Origin of the sequence: Vibrio sinaloensis DSM 21326 (assembly GCF_000189275.1) — a bacterium.
In the GTDB taxonomy this organism is placed as follows: domain Bacteria; phylum Pseudomonadota; class Gammaproteobacteria; order Enterobacterales; family Vibrionaceae; genus Vibrio; species Vibrio sinaloensis.
Genome location: NZ_AEVT01000072.1, coordinates 19,207 through 35,910, shown reverse-complemented (window position 1 = coordinate 35,910; position 16,704 = coordinate 19,207). Strand labels below are relative to the sequence as shown.

14 protein-coding genes are annotated in these 16,704 nt (G+C 46.4%); 7 read left to right on the top strand and 7 right to left on the bottom strand.

Going from position 1 to position 16,704, the window contains the following annotated elements:
- Positions 1–28: 28 nt before the first annotated feature.
- A complete protein-coding gene (gene oxyR / locus RH45_RS12685; protein WP_008077752.1) occupies positions 29–928 on the bottom strand; it encodes a DNA-binding transcriptional regulator OxyR in 900 nt (299 codons plus the stop codon).
- A 169-nt stretch (positions 929–1,097) separates the two neighbouring features.
- Between oxyR and RH45_RS12680 the strand changes: the two genes are divergently transcribed.
- The gene (locus RH45_RS12680) at positions 1,098–1,826 is read left to right on the top strand and encodes a redoxin family protein (RefSeq protein ID WP_008077750.1); all 729 of its coding nucleotides are present in this window, start codon (positions 1,098–1,100) and stop codon (positions 1,824–1,826) included.
- Between the two features lie 156 nt (positions 1,827–1,982).
- The gene (locus RH45_RS12675) at positions 1,983–3,455 is read left to right on the top strand and encodes a dihydrolipoyl dehydrogenase (RefSeq protein ID WP_008077749.1); all 1,473 of its coding nucleotides are present in this window, start codon (positions 1,983–1,985) and stop codon (positions 3,453–3,455) included.
- A 42-nt stretch (positions 3,456–3,497) separates the two neighbouring features.
- On the opposite strand, the gene RH45_RS12670 is transcribed toward RH45_RS12675, so the two are convergent.
- On the bottom strand, positions 3,498–3,845 hold the full coding sequence (locus tag RH45_RS12670) for a RidA family protein (protein WP_008077747.1): 348 nt from the start codon (positions 3,843–3,845) through the stop codon (positions 3,498–3,500).
- 64 nt (positions 3,846–3,909) lie between these two features.
- Between RH45_RS12670 and RH45_RS12665 the strand changes: the two genes are divergently transcribed.
- A complete protein-coding gene (locus RH45_RS12665; RefSeq protein WP_039958594.1) occupies positions 3,910–4,167 on the top strand; it encodes a DUF3624 domain-containing protein in 258 nt (85 codons plus the stop codon).
- Between the two features lie 196 nt (positions 4,168–4,363).
- Here the strand turns inward: RH45_RS12665 and argH are convergent, their stop codons facing one another.
- From argH to argC, 4 genes are all read right to left on the bottom strand, one after another.
- Complete coding sequence (argH, locus tag RH45_RS12660; RefSeq protein WP_008077743.1) at positions 4,364–6,238, bottom strand: argininosuccinate lyase; 1,875 nt, start codon at positions 6,236–6,238, stop codon at positions 4,364–4,366.
- 244 nt (positions 6,239–6,482) lie between these two features.
- A complete protein-coding gene (locus RH45_RS12655; protein WP_008077740.1) occupies positions 6,483–7,697 on the bottom strand; it encodes an argininosuccinate synthase in 1,215 nt (404 codons plus the stop codon).
- A gap of 109 nt (positions 7,698–7,806) precedes the next feature.
- Positions 7,807–8,601, bottom strand: a complete 795-nt coding sequence (gene argB, locus RH45_RS12650) for an acetylglutamate kinase (protein WP_008077738.1) — start codon at positions 8,599–8,601, stop codon at positions 7,807–7,809.
- A 36-nt stretch (positions 8,602–8,637) separates the two neighbouring features.
- Complete coding sequence (gene argC, locus RH45_RS12645) at positions 8,638–9,642, bottom strand: N-acetyl-gamma-glutamyl-phosphate reductase (RefSeq protein ID WP_008077736.1); 1,005 nt, start codon at positions 9,640–9,642, stop codon at positions 8,638–8,640.
- Positions 9,643–9,795: 153 nt separating this feature from the next.
- On the opposite strand from argC, the gene argE reads away from it, so the two are divergent.
- The 4 genes from argE (at position 9,796) to RH45_RS12625 (ending at position 15,807) form a co-directional block, all read left to right on the top strand.
- Complete coding sequence (gene argE / locus RH45_RS12640) at positions 9,796–10,935, top strand: acetylornithine deacetylase (protein ID WP_008077734.1); 1,140 nt, start codon at positions 9,796–9,798, stop codon at positions 10,933–10,935.
- 277 nt (positions 10,936–11,212) lie between these two features.
- Positions 11,213–13,849, top strand: coding sequence for a phosphoenolpyruvate carboxylase (gene ppc / locus RH45_RS12635; protein ID WP_008077732.1), 2,637 nt, complete (start codon positions 11,213–11,215; stop codon positions 13,847–13,849).
- Between the two features lie 437 nt (positions 13,850–14,286).
- Positions 14,287–14,826 (top strand): PadR family transcriptional regulator, encoded by a 540-nt coding sequence (locus RH45_RS12630; RefSeq protein ID WP_008077730.1) that lies wholly within the window; start codon positions 14,287–14,289, stop codon positions 14,824–14,826.
- 168 nt (positions 14,827–14,994) lie between these two features.
- Entirely contained in the window at positions 14,995–15,807 is an 813-nt protein-coding gene (locus tag RH45_RS12625) for a C13 family peptidase (RefSeq protein ID WP_008077727.1), read from the top strand.
- A gap of 66 nt (positions 15,808–15,873) precedes the next feature.
- Here RH45_RS12625 and cysE read toward each other — a convergent pair whose 3' ends face one another.
- Positions 15,874–16,695: a serine O-acetyltransferase gene (cysE, locus tag RH45_RS12620; protein WP_008077725.1), complete on the bottom strand. Its 822-nt coding sequence runs from the start codon at positions 16,693–16,695 to the stop codon at positions 15,874–15,876.
- Positions 16,696–16,704: the final 9 nt, after the last annotated feature.

Here is a 16,704-nt window from a genome sequence, read left to right as displayed (position 1 = left end):
CTGATGGTGACTCCCATCAGCCTCTTTTTTATTGCTCTCGCAACTGTTCAAGCTGCTTTTGAATTGACCCCGCCACTTGTTCAAAGCGACTGCGTAATGGTGACCCTGGTCGATACGCCAATACGATACTGCGCGACGGGATAGGGTTGGTTGCTCGCACATAGCACACGCCATCTTTTTGCTTCTCTTTCGGTAGGGAAAGTTCTGGCAATAACGTGATACCAGCGCCCGCAGCAACCATATTACGCAGCGTTTCTAAACTGGTCGCTTTAAAACGTTCATCATCTTTTGCGCCAGCAGCAAAACAGAAGCCTAAAGCTTGGTCTCTTAAACAGTGTCCATCACCAAGAGCCAAGACTGTGCGGCCATTCAGTTCTAGCATATCGACCTCATCGAGCTTAGCCCACTCATGCCCACAGGGGACCGCGACACTGAGCGCTTCGTTGTACACCTCTATCTCCTTAAACGGTGACGTTTCAGGGACAGAAGCCAACACCATACAATCGAGCTTACCTTCCTCCAATTGACGGACTAACTGGTGAGTTTGCGCTTCATGAAGAAACAGTTCGAGATCGGGGTATTGCTCTTTCAGCATAGGGACGATCTTCGGCAATAAGTAAGGACCTACCGTAGGGATAAAGCCAATATGCATTGGCCCCACCATTTCACCCGCTTGGCCACTCGCCATGTCTTTGAATGTCTTCACTTCGGTGAGAATTCGCTTGGCCTGATCGACCAGTTGCAATCCCGCATCGGTAAATAAAACCCGACGGCTGCTTCGCTCCAATAACGCCGTACCCAGCTCGTCCTCTAACTTACGAATTTGACCACTTAACGTGGGTTGACTAACAAAACAGGCTTCAGCCGCTTTGCGAAAATGCTTGTGCTCTGCAAGCGCAACTAAGTACTCGAAGTCCCGAATGTTCATGGCGAATTCACCCCTTAATTTAAGATAGAAAACATCTATCGAAACCATAGCATTAAACGATTATAACTATCAAAAGAAATCTTTAATAATAACTCCATCGAAACAGAGCACAGCCACTACACTGATAAGACTCATCACCAAGTTAAACAAAAAATCAAAGGAAACTAATATGTTCGTATCGAAAGAAGGTCAAAGCGTTCCACAAGTTACTTTCCCAACTCGTCAGGGTGACGCTTGGGTAAATGTCACTAGCGATGAACTATTTAAGAACAAAACGGTGATCGTATTCAGCCTACCAGGTGCTTTCACTCCAACCTGTTCATCAAGCCATTTACCACGCTACAACGAACTGTTCCCTGTGTTCCAAGAGCACGGTGTGGATGAAATTCTCTGCGTGTCGGTTAACGATACTTTCGTAATGAATGCTTGGAAACATGACCAAGAGGCGGAAAACATCACTTTTATTCCCGATGGCAACGGCGAGTTCACCGACGGCATGGGTATGCTAGTGGACAAAAATGATCTTGGATTTGGTAAACGTTCATGGCGTTACAGCATGCTAGTTAAAAATGGCGTGGTAGAAAAAATGTTCATTGAACCAAACGAGCCAGGCGACCCATTCAAAGTATCTGATGCAGATACTATGCTGAAACACGTCGCGCCTAACTACAAAACACAAGAGTCAATCACGGTTTTCACCAAGCCAGGCTGCCCTTTCTGTGCAAAGGCGAAACAAAATCTGATTGATCACGGTCTTCAGTATGAAGAAGTGATTTTAGGTAAAGATGCAACAACAGTGAGCCTACGTGCAATCTCAGGTCGCACTACCGTGCCACAAGTATTCATCGGCGGAAAACATATTGGTGGTAGTGAAGAGCTTGAAGCATTCCTAGGCTAAGCCGACACCAATCACCTCCCCTCGACAGTACTCATTGCCGGGGGGACAGAAAATCCCTTCTAGAATGATAAATAAGCACTTACACCTAGCGTTTATTTCCGTGATTTGTCTCCCCCAGCCCGCATAGCGCGACTGGCATAGAATCGAGAGTCCATTATGAAACAGTTAAATGTTGACGTTGCCATCATTGGCGGTGGTACTGCTGGCTTAGGTGCATACCGAGCAGCAAAAGCTCATACAGACAGTGTGGTTTTGATCGAAGGTGGCCCTTATGGCACCACGTGTGCTCGCGTTGGCTGTATGCCATCAAAGCTGCTCATTGCGGCAGCAGAGAGTGTGCATCAAATTGAAAAAGCACCTGGCTTTGGTGTTTATCCGCAAGGTGAAACCGTCATCAATGGTCGAGAAGTCATGGATCGTGTCAAGCGTGAACGTGACCGATTTGTCGGTTTTGTTTTAGAAGGCGTCGATGAAATCGCAGAGCAAGATAAAGTCTCTGGCTATGCGAAGTTTATCGATAACAACACATTAGTCGTTGATGACCATACGCAAATTAGTGCAAAGCGTATTGTCGTCGCGACGGGTTCACGTCCCGCCTACCCAGCCGTTTGGAACGAACTTGGTGATCGCCTCGTGATCAATGATGATGTATTTGATTGGGATGACTTACCAGAATCCGTTGCTGTGTTTGGCCCCGGTGTTATTGGCTTGGAGCTCGGTCAGGCGCTGCATCGCCTTGGTGTGGAAGTAAAACTGTTTGGCCTTGGTGGTCAAGTAGGACCTTTGACTGACCCACAAGTCATGGCCTATGCAGATAAGGCATTTAAACAAGAATTTTACTTAGATGCCGATGTTAAAATAGAGAGTATGAAGCGTGTTTCCGCCAGCAAACCAGATGAACAAGATAAAGTCGAAATTCAATTTATCAATCATGATGGCGAGCTAGAGACTTTCATTGTCGACTACGTACTCGCAGCGACAGGTCGTCGCCCTAACGTTGACAAACTGGCTATCGAAAACACCAGCATTGAGCTCGACGAACGTGGTGTACCCACGGCCGATCATTACACGCTGCAAACCTCAGTGGATAGTATTTTTATTGCTGGTGATGCAAGTAATCAAATCCCGTTATTGCACGAAGCTGCAGATCAAGGTCGAATTGCGGGCGACAATGCAGGGCGCTTCCCAGACATTCGAGCAGGTTTACGTCGCTCACCAATTTCAGCGGTCTTCTCCGATCCACAAATTGCCATGGTTGGTGAAACCTACAAACAGTTAACCGATCGTTTAGGTAACTGCGGCTGTTTTGCGACTGGCGAAGTCTCTTTTGAAAATCAAGGCCGCTCACGAGTCATGCTGCGCAACAAAGGTGTACTGCACGTCTACGGAGAGCAAGGTACAGGACGATTCCTTGGTGCTGAGATGATAGGGCCAAATGCTGAACATCTTGCTCACTTACTGGCTTGGGCGCACCAAAACCAAATGACCGTATCGGAAATGCTTGATATGCCGTTTTATCACCCTGTGATTGAGGAAGGTGTCCGCACCGCCCTGCGTGACCTCAACGCTAAGCTGCATCTAGGACCTGAAATGATCAAACACTGTTTAGATTGCGGCCCTGGTTGCTGATCTCACAAGTAATAAACGAGCCATTTGGCTCGTTTTTTGTCTCTACTTTTCAGCGGCAATAACCGAAATCTCAACCAATAAAGCATCCCGAGCCATATCAGCAGTGACACAGGCACGAGCGGGAGCATGCCCTTCAGGCACCCACGCATCCCATACCGCATTCATCTCTTGAAAGTCTTTCATGTCTTTAAGGTAAATGGTTGCAGACAGCATGTGCTGTTTGTCGCTACCCGCCTCAATCAATAGTTGCTCAACTTTATCAAGCATAGTTTGAGTCTGCTCAGTAATACCTTGAGTTGCGTCAGCACAAACCTGTCCGCACAAATAGATAGTGCCATTGTGCTTTACGATTCGGCTCATACGTTGTTTCGTGTGTTGGCGCTCAATCATTTTGTTACTTTCTCATTCGACTAGGATATTCTATAACGAGATATGTTACCGAATTCGACCCACCATGACATGCCCATACTGCAAAAATAACCATTGGTTTTGGAAAAAGATTGGTCGCTGTAAGCGATGCATGGATCAACTGACGGTTTTATCCGTACTTTGCTGGATCGTCTGGTGGTGGCTGTTTAGAGACAACCCCAAAAGCATTGAGTCAATCGCTTTATTGATGGCTGGCTTTGCCTTTAACGGCCTACTTGCCCTGCATCTTTGGATGCGGTTTATTGTTCTTCCTTGGCAAAAGCGCAACAAAAACAAGCCTTAACGCGAAAGAACGAAGATAAGATAAGTTCTGAAGTTCAAGTATAAAAAAAGCCCCAAGGACAATCTGTCCTTGGGGCTCTCTTAGATTCTTCTAAGAAAAAGCAGTGGTACTTTAATAGACCGGGCTTTTCCTAAAAGGTTCCCAACTTTAAACGATCTTTTTTGATCTTTTTTTAAACAGTTGGAAAGTCAGTATCTTATGCCACATTTGATCGTGCGATGGATTGCTCAACGAGATTCACTTCCAAGGCAACTTCATCACAAGCATGAGTACGCGGGCACTGTTCGCAATCTTTGAGTACTTTTTCGGGTAACAAAGATTTTGAGGTCGGTAGGAAGCTTTGCTTCATAAAGAACTCTGGCGTTCGTGTGAGAACAAAGACCTTTTTAATCGCCATCTGACGCGCTTTTTCAACTAAGTGCTGAACAATCGCGGTCCCTTGACCTTGTCCTTGCCAACCAGCTTCAACACCTAAAGAACGGACTTCAGCTAAACCTGAATCATACACATACAGAGATGCACAACCGGTCACTTCCCCATTATGTTCAGCCACCGCAAAAGAACCAATGTCTCTAACTAGTTCATTACGCGAACGCGGTAGGTTCTCTCCCATGTTCGCCCAGTATGCGACCATACCTTCCAGCGCTTCAATATCCGTTAGACGCGCAGGACGCACTTTGACTGTCGTCGTATCACGTTGAGTTAAACGCGACTCAGCTTGTTCAACAGCGTATGCTACTTGCTTAGGCGAGACGCCACCCAGAGCACTTCGTTTTTCAAGACACGAATCAATGGTTAGAATGTCATAAACGTCTTGGTCTATAACAGAAGAAAACTCTTGTAGCTCTGCAATCGAGAGCTCTTCCAGAGCACAACCCTTCGCGATTGCACCCACCACGGCCACACCGACAATATGATGCGCTTCACGGAATGGGATTCCTTTTGCAACTAAGTAATCTGCTAGCTCAGTTGCATTGGCATAGCCCTGCTTCGCCGCTTCAAGCGTTCGCTCTTGGTTTACTTTGATGCCGTCAAAACACAAAGCCGCCATTTCCATACAGTCATTCCAAGTATCGAGCGCGTCAAACAGGCCTTCCTTATCTTCCTGCATATCTTTGTTGTAGGCTAAAGGAAGGGCTTTTACGGTCATCATCATGCCCGCTAATGATCCGTAGACACGACCCGTTTTACCACGAATCAACTCCAATGCGTCTGGGTTCTTCTTTTGTGGCATCAGCGACGAACCAGAAGTCACCGTATCGGCCAGTTCTATAAAGTTTGACTCGCCTGAATTGTAGAAAATCATATCTTCTGCAAGACGCGACAAGTGAAGCATAGAGATCGAGGCGACGGACATCAGTTCCATTACGTGGTCGCGGTCTGAAACAGAATCGAGTGAGTTACGCGTTGCACGACGAAAACCTAAGCTATGTGCCAGTTTTTCACGGTCCATCGGATAAGCGGTGCCGGCTAGAGCACCGGAACCTAATGGGCAAGTATCAAGACGTTCAATCGCGTCACTAAGGCGCGAGTAATCGCGCTCAAACATCTCAACATAAGCCAGACACCAGTGCGCAAACGTCACAGGCTGAGCGCGTTGTAAGTGCGTATAGCCCGGTAGGACCGTATTTTGATGCTCTTTCGCCACTGATACCATTTGAGACTGCAAACGATCCAACGCCATGAGCAGTTGCTGCCCTTGCTGACGACACCACAATTTCAGATCGGTCGCCACTTGATCGTTACGTGAACGACCTGTGTGCAGTTTCTTGCCCAGATCGCCAACTTTACCGATCAACTGTTGCTCGACCCAAGAGTGAATGTCTTCTGCATCAGAGCGTAAAATCTGATGTGGATCTTCCATCACTTCTAACTTGAGTTCATTTAGGGCTAACTCAAGCTTTTGCTGCTCTTGTTCACTCAGAACATCAACAGACAATAAGGCTTTTGACCAAGCGATGGATCCTACGATATCTTGTTCAGCAAGTCGGTAATCAAAGCGCAATGAGTCATTAAAATCTTTAAATCTCGTATCTGCCGCTTGGGTAAATCTTCCGCCCCATAATGCCATCGCGTATCTCCTGATTACCTGTGCTCACTAATCGTGCTAGTAGCGCTATTGCTAAAAAAGACTCTGAATTGAGTTCAGTATTTTATGATGGTTCAAACTTACGGCAAATCAATTTAAAAATAAAGTATTAATTCATTTTTTTAACATATTTATTCATGGCTGATTATCTTGAATTGTAAACTGGCATAAACAAAAAGCCCGTTTACCAAGGTAAACGGGCTTTTCTATATGAAGTTTAAGGCGCTTATTTCTTCTGACTGTTTAGCGCACGGATACGGCTAGACAGAGAGTACAGGCGGATAAAGCCTTCAGCATGGCTTTGATCATATACTTCATCTTCCCCGAAGGTAGCAAACTCTTCACAGTATAGGCTGTTGTCCGAACGTTTCTGAGTGACTGTCGCATGACCTTTGTATAGTTTAACAACCACTTCACCGTTCACATCTTGAGCCAACTCTTCTGACGCCGCTAAAATAGACTTACATAGTGGAGTGAACCAACGACCATCGTAAACCAAGTGGGATGCTTTCACGCCAAGCTCTTCGCGGAATTCAAATGCCGTTTTATCCAGAACCAACTGCTCTACAGCGCGCAGTGCTTCCATCATGATAGTGCCGCCCGGAGTTTCGTAACAACCACGAGATTTCATACCAACAAGACGGTTTTCTACAATATCGATACGGCCAACACCGTGTTTGACACCTTTATCGTTAAGGTACACAAGTGCGTTGTATGGCGTCATTGTCTCACCATCAACCGCAACAACCGCTCCTTTTTCCACTTTAAGGGTAACGTATTCTGCTTGATCCGGTGCTTGTTCTGGGTCTACCGTCCATGCCCAGCAATCATCATTTGGTGCATTCCACGTATCTTCTAGAACACCACCTTCGGTAGAAATGTGCCACGCATTGGCGTCACGTGAATAAATTTTCGTTAGCGAGGCAGTACACGGAATATTACGCTCAGCAAGGTAATCTAGACACTCTTCACGGCTCACTAAGTCCCACTCACGCCATGGTGCGATAACGTGTAAATCCGGTGCCAGCGCAGCAAATGCCCCTTCAAAGCGCACTTGGTCATTACCTTTACCCGTACAACCATGACACAAAGCATCAGCACCCACTTTACGTGCAACTTCAACTTGAGCCTTCGCAATGATAGGACGCGCCATTGACGTACCCAGCAAGTATTTTCCTTCGTAGTAGGCGCCTGTTTTAAGTGTCGGGTAAATGTAGTCAGCAACCATTTCTTCTTTTAAGTCAGCGATGTAGCATTCAGATGCGCCTGATGCTTTTGCCTTCTCTTCGATACCAGCTAGCTCTTCCTCGCCTTGACCAACATCAGCAACAAATGCGACCACTTCACAATCATAGTTCTCTTTTAGCCACGGAATGATGACTGATGTATCTAGACCGCCAGAGTATGCGACAACGACTTTATTTACTTGAACTTTGCTCATTTTCTTTCTCCAAATCCCGGCTCTGCGCTTGGCGGTCAGTGCTACGGGTTACTTCTTAGTTATTCTGCTGCTTGAGCGCTGCCTGCCCTCAAGCGAATTCATTATGTATTTACTGCTTAGGTAAAAACTGAGTGCCAATACTTTGGCCTGCAAACAGCTCAACCAATTTTTCTGGGTAGCGCCATGTGGCGACTTCGATTGGTCGGCCTAGGTCATTTGCCGCTTCCAACGCCGCGTTAACTTTGACGATCATGCCATCGGTGATCACTTGGCCTTGAATAAGACTTTGCGCCTCTTGCTCATCCAAGCTTTTGATAAGATGACCCTTGCCATCTAAAACACCACTCACATCAGAAAGCAGCACCAACTCAGCATCTAGAGCACCTGCGACGGCCACTGCAGCTTGATCCGCATTGACATTCATCATTTGGCCTTGCTCTGTTAAACCAATGGAACTGATGATAGGCAAAGCCCCCGCTGCCAATATTGCTTGGAGCACTTCAGAGCTACCTGGGCTCGCTTTGCCAACGGCACCCAACTCAGGATCCAGCTCTACCACCTGACATAAGCCACCGTCAGCCAAGCTTAAACCAACGGCGTTAAGGCCATCTTTAATTGCTTGACCTTGCAGCATTTTGTTAGCAGTGCCGGCTAGCGCTCCAACCATAAGCGGGATTTGATCGTAGGGCGTGACACGTAACCCTGCTTTTTTAACGGTTTCGAGTTGCAACTTGTCCATCAGATCGTCCACCAGATAACCTCCTCCGTGGACGATCACGATTCGTCGCTGAGCTTGCTTTTGATAATTCGCGATGGCGCCGAATACCTGGCTAAGCGTCTCAGTACAAGACAGTGCAGCACCGCCTAATTTGATCACTAATGGAGTAGTTTTGTTATCTGTCATTACTTTTCCCTTTACCGACTTGCTTAGGCTGGTTGCCTAAATAAGGGCAGTTAACTCTGGAAATCCGTAGTGGATGTTTAAACATTGCATCGCTTGACTTGATGCACCTTTAAGCAAGTTATCAATCGCAGAGACTACGATGACGTGCTCGCCCTGAACCTTCCAGCCAATGTCGCAGAAAGGCGTATTTTCAACATTTTGTATTGAAGGCATGGCGTTATTCAGTAAACGCACTGCCGCTGACTCTTGGTATGCGCTGTGAAATGCTTCAGCAACCTGTTCTGCTGTACTGCCAGCAGCGAGCTTTATGGTCACAGTAGCTAGAATGCCACGTTTAAAATTACCTAAGTGAGGTGTAAAAATGACATCTCTGCCTAGGTGACTGGCGATCTCAGGTTGGTGACGGTGATTAAACACGCCATATGGTTGTAAGCTCACCTCGCAAAAGCTGTTCGTTATAGACGCTTTTCTACCTGCCCCCGAAACTCCGCTGGTTGCGTTAATCACAGGCCATTGCAGCTCATCCACTAACCCTTTTTCTAACAGCGGTTTAATCGCAAGTTGAGACGCTGTTGGGTAACACCCTGGAACGGCAATAAGTTGTGCTTGCTTAATCGCTGCGCTGTTCCATTCCGCCAGCCCATAAGTAGAAATATCCAGCAAATTCTCATAGTTATGCTCGAAGCCATAGAACTCTCGGTAGAATCCTTCTTTCTTAACTCGGAATGCTCCGGAAAGATCAAACACCTGACAACCATGGTGTAAAAACGTCGCAGCAAGATCATGACTCACTTCATGTGCCGTAGCCAAAAACACCACATCACTGTTTTTTGCCACTTGCTCAATATCTTTAAGTGGTTGAACTGGCTCATTAATTAATCCAGCCAACTTACGGTGTAAATCAGAAATGCTTTTACCAGCATCAAGACTATTGGCGGATACATATAAACCTGATAGCGTAAGCTGTGGGTGTTTTTGCACCATAAGCGCCAGCTCTGCTCCGGTATATCCGCTTGCGCCAATGATTGTGGTTTTTAGCATTTCGACATCCATTTTCTTTATAATTAGCCATCTCAATGATGACTATAAATTTACAAAAACATCGCAATTATCGGTTTTTTATTCAATAAAAGTGATTTATTATGTGTTTTACCTTCTTAATTGATTTATGTCAACAGGGAAAGCAAACTAATTATGCAATTACCGAGTTTTAAAGAGGTCTACCAAGGCCTAATCTCTACCTCTTCGATTAGCTCGACAGACCCGAGTTGGGATGAAGGTAACGCGCAAGTGATTGAAAAGTTGGCAGGCTGGTTAAAAGATGTCGGCTTTAGTGTTGAACTGACTCAGGTTGAAAGCGGCAAATACAATCTGATTGCTAAAAAAGGCAATGGTGAAGGTGGGTTACTACTGGCGGGTCATAGCGATACTGTTCCTTTTGATCAAGGGCGTTGGAATTTCGACCCTCATGCACTGACAGAAGCGAATAACCGGTTTTATGGGCTAGGCACGGCGGATATGAAAGGCTACTTCGCTTTTATTATCGAAGCCGTTAAAAAGGTCGACTGGAGTAAACAGACTAAGCCCTTATATGTGCTCGCCACTTGCGATGAAGAAACTACAATGCTCGGCGCGCGCCATTTTACTGAAAGTGCCCCCTTTAAGCCGGATTACTGCATAATTGGCGAACCCACCAGCTTGATTCCAATTCGAGGCCATAAAGGTCATGTCGCCAATGCAGTGCGCGTCACGGGTAAGTCCGGTCACTCATCTGACCCAGCACTTGGGGTCAACGCAATAGAAATCATGCACGAGGTTCTGTTCGCCTTAATGCAATTGCGTGATAGGTTGATTAAAGAATATCATCATCCAGGCTTTGCCATTCCGAGCCCGACTTTAAATCTAGGTCATATTCACGGCGGAGACAGTGCCAATCGTATTTGTGGCTGTTGCGAACTGCATTACGACGTTCGCCCACTGCCAGGGATCAGCTTAGATGGACTCGATAACATGCTAAGAGGCGCCTTAAAGGAAATTGAAGCCAAGTGGCCAGGCAGAATAGAAATCACCCCACTGCATGAACCGATACCGGGCTACGAATGCCAACATGACCATCCGTTTATTGGAGGGATTGAGGCAATCTGTGGTGTTGAATCAGAAACCGTCAACTATTGTACAGAAGCACCTTTCTTACAGCAGCTTTGTCCAACCCTCGTGCTAGGCCCGGGCTCTATTGATCAAGCCCATCAGCCAGATGAATTCCTTGCGTTTGAATTTATCGATCCAACGATCAACGTTTTATCAAAAGCCATGTACCAATACTGTTTTAACTAAACAGGTGCGAGGAGGCGTGCTTTGCGCTTCCTCCCACCATACACTCCCCTTGAAAGCCTAATTTGGCAACGCGCAATAATTTCAAACTCACCGAGTCGCATTTTGTAATAAATTTTCAGCACGCCTGATATCAACTGGTTGCTTACTTGAGATACATTCATTTGCACAATATTTGCAAACTTTGCCTGCGATAATTGACTCGGCACAACATTTTTCGCTAGATTGTTTGCCTAACAAAAGAACATTGGATGTAATTTTTTTACAAGGCAGGATGACAATGAATGAGAAATACTCTGCTCTCCGAAGCAATGTGAGCATGCTAGGACACTTGCTCGGTAACACCATCAAGGACGCACATGGTGACGAGCTACTGGAAAAAGTAGAAACGATTCGTAAGCTTTCCAAGTCCGCCCTAGCTGGTAATCAAGCTGACCGTGAAAGTCTGATTGAGGAAATTAAGAACCTCCCTAATGAGCAATTGACGCCAGTTGCCCATGCCTTCAACCAATTCCTCAACCTAACGAACATGGCTGAGCAGTACCACACAATCTCACGTCACTGCGATGCCCACGTTTGTGAACCCGATGCGCTCAACACCTTGTTTGCCAAGCTAGGTCAAAATGACATCAGCAAGTTGGATACCGCTCAAGCCGTTCGTGAATTGAATATTGAGCTGGTGCTGACAGCGCACCCGACCGAAATCACCCGTCGCACAATGATCAACAAGTTGGTCAAAATCAATAAATGTCTCTCTAAGCTAGAGCTTGGTGATCTGTCAGCGAAAGAACGCCAGAAAACAGAACGCCGCTTGGAGCAACTTATTGCCCAAAGCTGGCACTCAGACACTATCCGTAAGCAACGCCCTACGCCACTCGATGAAGCAAAATGGGGCTTTGCTGTCGTTGAAAATTCATTGTGGGAAGCCGTTCCAGATTTTCTACGTGAAATGGATGTCCGCCTAAAAGACTATTTAGGTGAAGGCTTACCGATCGATGCTCGACCGGTACATTTCTCGTCTTGGATGGGCGGAGACCGAGATGGCAACCCATTTGTGACTCATACCGTCACCCGTGAAGTGATGCTACTGTCGCGTTGGAAAGCCGCCGATCTTTACCTAAACGACGTGAATGAGTTGGTTAGCGAATTGTCGATGACGCAGTGTAATGACGCGATTCGCCAGTTAGCTGGCCAAGATGAACATGAACCTTATCGCGCTGTATTAAAGCAACTACGTAGTCTGCTTACGGAAACCAAAGAGATCCTAGACGCGAAAGTAAACGGCCAAAAACTGGCAGTAAAAGCGCCGTTGCAGCGCGTTGAACAGCTTTGGGAGCCTTTATACGCTTGTTACCAATCTCTGCATGAGTGCGGCATGGGTATCATTGCCGACGGCTCTTTGCTGGATACACTACGCCGAATCAAAGCCTTTGGTGTGCACCTTGTTCGTCTTGATATCCGCCAAGAAAGTACTCGTCACTCAGATGTACTTTCTGAGCTAACTCGTTATTTGGGTATTGGCGATTACGACCAATGGAGCGAGCAGGACAAAGTTGCCTTCCTAACCAATGAATTGGCTTCTAAGCGTCCTCTATTACCGAGAGATTGGCAACCATCGGAAGCCGTTAAAGAAGTATTGGATACCTGTAAAATTGTTGCAGCTCAACCTCGTGAAGCCTTTGGTGCTTACGTCATTTCAATGGCGAGAACGGCGTCTGATGTCCTCGCGGTTCACCTACTGCTGCAAGAATCTGGCTGTCCTTACCGCATGGACGTTTGTCCGCTGTTCGAAACGCTCGACGATTTGAATAACGCAGAGTCGGTAATCAAACAGCTAATGGGCATTGACCTCTATCGTGGCTTTATCCAAAACCACCAGATGGTCATGATTGGTTACTCAGATTCAGCCAAAGATGCGGGCGTGATGTCTGCGGGGTGGGCCCAATACCACGCAATGGAATCTTTGGTTAAAGTCGCTGAAGAAGAAGGCGTTGAACTGACCCTATTCCATGGCCGTGGTGGCACGATTGGTCGTGGTGGTGCGCCTGCACACGCTGCACTGCTTTCACAGCCACCAAAGAGCTTAAAAGGCGGGCTACGTGTTACAGAACAAGGTGAGATGATTCGCTTTAAACTTGGTTTACCAGAAGTGGCTGTGAACAGTTTCAACCTTTACGCCAGCGCGATTCTAGAAGCGAACCTACTGCCACCACCAGAGCCGAAGCAAGAGTGGCGTGACCTAATGAACGTACTCTCTGAAGTAAGCTGTGAAGCGTATCGCAGCGTTGTTCGCGGGGAACCAGATTTCGTTCCTTACTTCCGCCAAGCAACGCCTGAACTGGAGTTAGGTAAACTGCCACTTGGCTCTCGCCCAGCAAAACGCAACCCTAAAGGCGGCGTAGAAAGTTTACGCGCCATTCCTTGGATCTTCTCTTGGAGTCAAAACCGTCTGGTTCTGCCAGCATGGTTGGGTGCTGGTGAAGCAATTCAGTATTCGGTAGACAAAGGCCACCAAGCTCTACTGGAAGAAATGTGTCGTGAATGGCCATTCTTCTCAACGCGTTTGGGTATGTTAGAGATGGTATACACTAAGTGTAACATTGAGATCTCTCGCTACTACGACGAACGTCTCGCAGACCCGAAACTGTTGCCGCTTGGCGATCGCTTACGTAACCAGCTGCAAGAAGACATTAAAGCGGTTCTGAATGTTGAAAACAATGAGAACTTAATGCAAAGCGACCCTTGGGGCCAAGAGTCTATTCGCCTACGTAATATCTACGTTGAGCCATTGAACATGCTTCAAGCTGAACTTCTTTATCGTACCCGTCAAAGCGAAGAAGCGGCGACAGAGGAACTGGAAGAAGCACTAATGGTCACCATCGCAGGTATTGCTGCTGGCATGCGTAACACGGGTTAAACACCGCGAATGAATAAGGCTGACACATACGTCAGCCTTTTTATTTAACACTATACGGATTGAACAACGCCAAACAAAGCTCCGAAACATTGACATTTATACCCACCAGACAAACATAAAACCCTAAAAAATCCAATTATTGAGAAAATTATCAGTTTTTTGGTATATTTTGTCCATCTATTCCACTTTATGCTTATTATTTAGATATACTACTCGTCCGCTGTATGCACATATAACTAACCCAAGCATACGCTACCTCGATTCCTTGTGATTCGATCTAGGTGATAAACGGCTTTATTAAGGTGACATGACCAACATGATGTTGGTGCTGCTTAAGGTTACCTATTAGGTATTCCACTGATTATTAAGTGCCATAGAAGCACAACAGTACCTAAGCAGATTAATTTTGAAGTTTATTGACCATTTGGATTGAAGACATGTCATTACCACACGTTATCCTGACAGTACTAAGCACGCGCGATGCTACTGGCTATGATATCACTAAAGAGTTTTCTGCAACTATCGGTTACTTCTGGAAAGCTAGCCACCAGCAAGTGTATCGCGAACTGAATAAAATGGCTCAAAATGAGCTTGTGACCTGCGTACTTGAGCCTCAAGAAGGCAAACCTGATCGCAAAGTATACTCAATCACTGACGCTGGCCGCACTGCGCTTGGTGAATGGTTCGACCAACCCACTGCGCACCCAACAGTGCGTGATGAGTTCTCTGCTAAGCTTATGGCTTGTGCTGTACAGCCTGCATCACCTTACCGTGTTCAACTCGCTGAGCTTGTAGAAGAGTCTCGTAAGTTAGTCGCTCACTATCAAGAGATTGAAAACGCGTACTACTCAACGCCATCAACACTGGACAAACAGCAGCGTCTAGAACGTTTGACTCTTCGTCGTAACCTATTAGTCCGCCAAGCTTGGATTGAGTGGGCAGACGAAGTCCTTGCAGAGCTTACTGCAATGGCCTAATGGCCCCGAGCGAATAAACGATACAAACCGAGCTTACTGGCTCGGTTTTTTTATTTTGTTCTACCGACCTTTTTATTTTTGAAACTTATCGCAAGTTTATAAGACCATTTCCTATTAACCCCAAAGCCACGCCATTATTCACTTAGAGTCATATTAAAAGGAACTATTATGCCGCGGCTAACATCGCCATCATTCATCATCGCCTTATATTGTTTACTGCTTACTGGCTGTGCGAACCAAGCGTTGCTCGATGCCCAACCGACTATGGTGTCACAGCAAAACGAGCAACTCGCGCCGCAATCGCCTGACAAGGTTGACATGTACTTTGTCGGTTTTGCCGCTAATTCACATCAAGACGTGTTCATGAAAGAAGTCACTTATGTGCAGAAGCTGTTTGATCAAAACTTTGCCACTCAGGGACGCTCTCTCTTACTGGTCAATAATAAGCAGACGCAAGATAGCTACCCTATGGCGACCTCCACGAACCTTTCAGCCAGTTTAAATGACATCGGCCAACAGATGGATACGGACAACGACATACTCTTTCTCTTTATGACCGGGCACGGTGAATATCGCTATGGGTTGAACGCCAGCTTTGGGCCGAATCATAATGAAACCATCTCGCCACGCGAACTGAAATCGATCTTAGATGAATCGCAAATAAAGTGGCGCGTCATCGTTGTATCAGCGTGCTTCTCGGGTAGTTTTGTCAACGAACTTGCCGATCTAAATACCTTAATCATTACCGCCTCTGACCCTTATCATCCGTCGTTTGGTTGTACCAACACCGCAGAATTCACGTTCTTTGGTGAGGCGTTTTTTAAAAACAACCTGACCAAAACACACTCCTTCTTCCAAGCATTCCTTGATGCCAAGCAAGAGGTAACCCTCAGAGAGAATCGGCTTGGATACCTCAACTCTAATCCCATGTACCACGGCGCTAAGCCTATTGAAGACCACCTCTCTCTACTGGAGTTTTAAAGCGCTTAAAAACAACAATGCCAGTTGCTTTCACAACTGGCATTATTCTTTAACCCTAGATTTTTTCTAGATACCATCGCCACCGATAAAACTTTGTGACTTACCGTTAAACTGCTGATCCATATCCAGAGAAGGCTTATCTGTTTTCGGACGACCTACGATCTTGGCCGGAACCCCCGCCACCGTGGTATGGGCAGGCACAGGCTGAAGTACAACGGAACAAGAACCAATTTTCGCGCCTTCTCCGACCTCAATGTTACCGAGAATTTTGGCCCCAGCACCAATCATTACCCCTTCACGAATTTTAGGGTGACGATCGCCGCATTCTTTACCTGTACCACCTAAGGTCACATCCTGAAGGATTGATACGTCGTTCTCAACAATAGCCGTTTCACCAATCACAATGCCTGTAGCATGGTCGAGCATGATACCGCGACCAATACGAGCAGCAGGATGGATATCCACTTGGCAAGCGACGGAGATTTGGTTCTGTAAATAGGTAGCGAGCGCGATTCGTCCTTGCTTCCACAACCAGTTCGCCACTCGATAGCCTTGCAGGGCATGGTAACCTTTAAGGTACAGCAAAGGCATTGAATACATAGCGACCGCTGGGTCACGATTAACCGTTGCACAGATGTCACAGGCCGCCGCTTCAGTGATTTTTGGATCTGCATTAAACGCTTCTTCAACCACTTCTCGAACTGCCATCGCAGGCATTGACGCCGTATTAAGCTTGTTGGCCAGAATATAACTCAATGCTGAGGCGAGGCTATCATGCTTGATGATGGTGGCATGATAGAAACTTGCTAGCATAGGTTCTTGTTCTGACAAATCTCTCGCTTCTCGAACAATGGCTTGCCAGACTTTCTGTTTTTCGCAATGTTTCATGTCGCTTCC

Excerpts from the sequence above, each read along its gene's own strand:
- oxyR (WP_008077752.1), bottom strand. The coding sequence starts at position 928 with ATGAACATTCGGGACTTCGAGTACTTAGTTGCGCTTGCAGAGCACAAG.
- RH45_RS12680 (WP_008077750.1), top strand. The coding sequence starts at position 1,098 with ATGTTCGTATCGAAAGAAGGTCAAAGCGTTCCACAAGTTACTTTCCCA.
- RH45_RS12675 (WP_008077749.1), top strand. The coding sequence starts at position 1,983 with ATGAAACAGTTAAATGTTGACGTTGCCATCATTGGCGGTGGTACTGCT.
- RH45_RS12670 (WP_008077747.1), bottom strand. The coding sequence starts at position 3,845 with ATGATTGAGCGCCAACACACGAAACAACGTATGAGCCGAATCGTAAAG.
- RH45_RS12665 (WP_039958594.1), top strand. The coding sequence starts at position 3,910 with ATGACATGCCCATACTGCAAAAATAACCATTGGTTTTGGAAAAAGATT.
- argH (WP_008077743.1), bottom strand. The coding sequence starts at position 6,238 with ATGGCATTATGGGGCGGAAGATTTACCCAAGCGGCAGATACGAGATTT.
- RH45_RS12655 (WP_008077740.1), bottom strand. The coding sequence starts at position 7,697 with ATGAGCAAAGTTCAAGTAAATAAAGTCGTTGTCGCATACTCTGGCGGT.
- argB (WP_008077738.1), bottom strand. The coding sequence starts at position 8,601 with ATGACAGATAACAAAACTACTCCATTAGTGATCAAATTAGGCGGTGCT.
- argC (WP_008077736.1), bottom strand. The coding sequence starts at position 9,642 with ATGCTAAAAACCACAATCATTGGCGCAAGCGGATATACCGGAGCAGAG.
- argE (WP_008077734.1), top strand. The coding sequence starts at position 9,796 with ATGCAATTACCGAGTTTTAAAGAGGTCTACCAAGGCCTAATCTCTACC.
- ppc (WP_008077732.1), top strand. The coding sequence starts at position 11,213 with ATGAATGAGAAATACTCTGCTCTCCGAAGCAATGTGAGCATGCTAGGA.
- RH45_RS12630 (WP_008077730.1), top strand. The coding sequence starts at position 14,287 with ATGTCATTACCACACGTTATCCTGACAGTACTAAGCACGCGCGATGCT.
- RH45_RS12625 (WP_008077727.1), top strand. The coding sequence starts at position 14,995 with ATGCCGCGGCTAACATCGCCATCATTCATCATCGCCTTATATTGTTTA.
- cysE (WP_008077725.1), bottom strand. The coding sequence starts at position 16,695 with ATGAAACATTGCGAAAAACAGAAAGTCTGGCAAGCCATTGTTCGAGAA.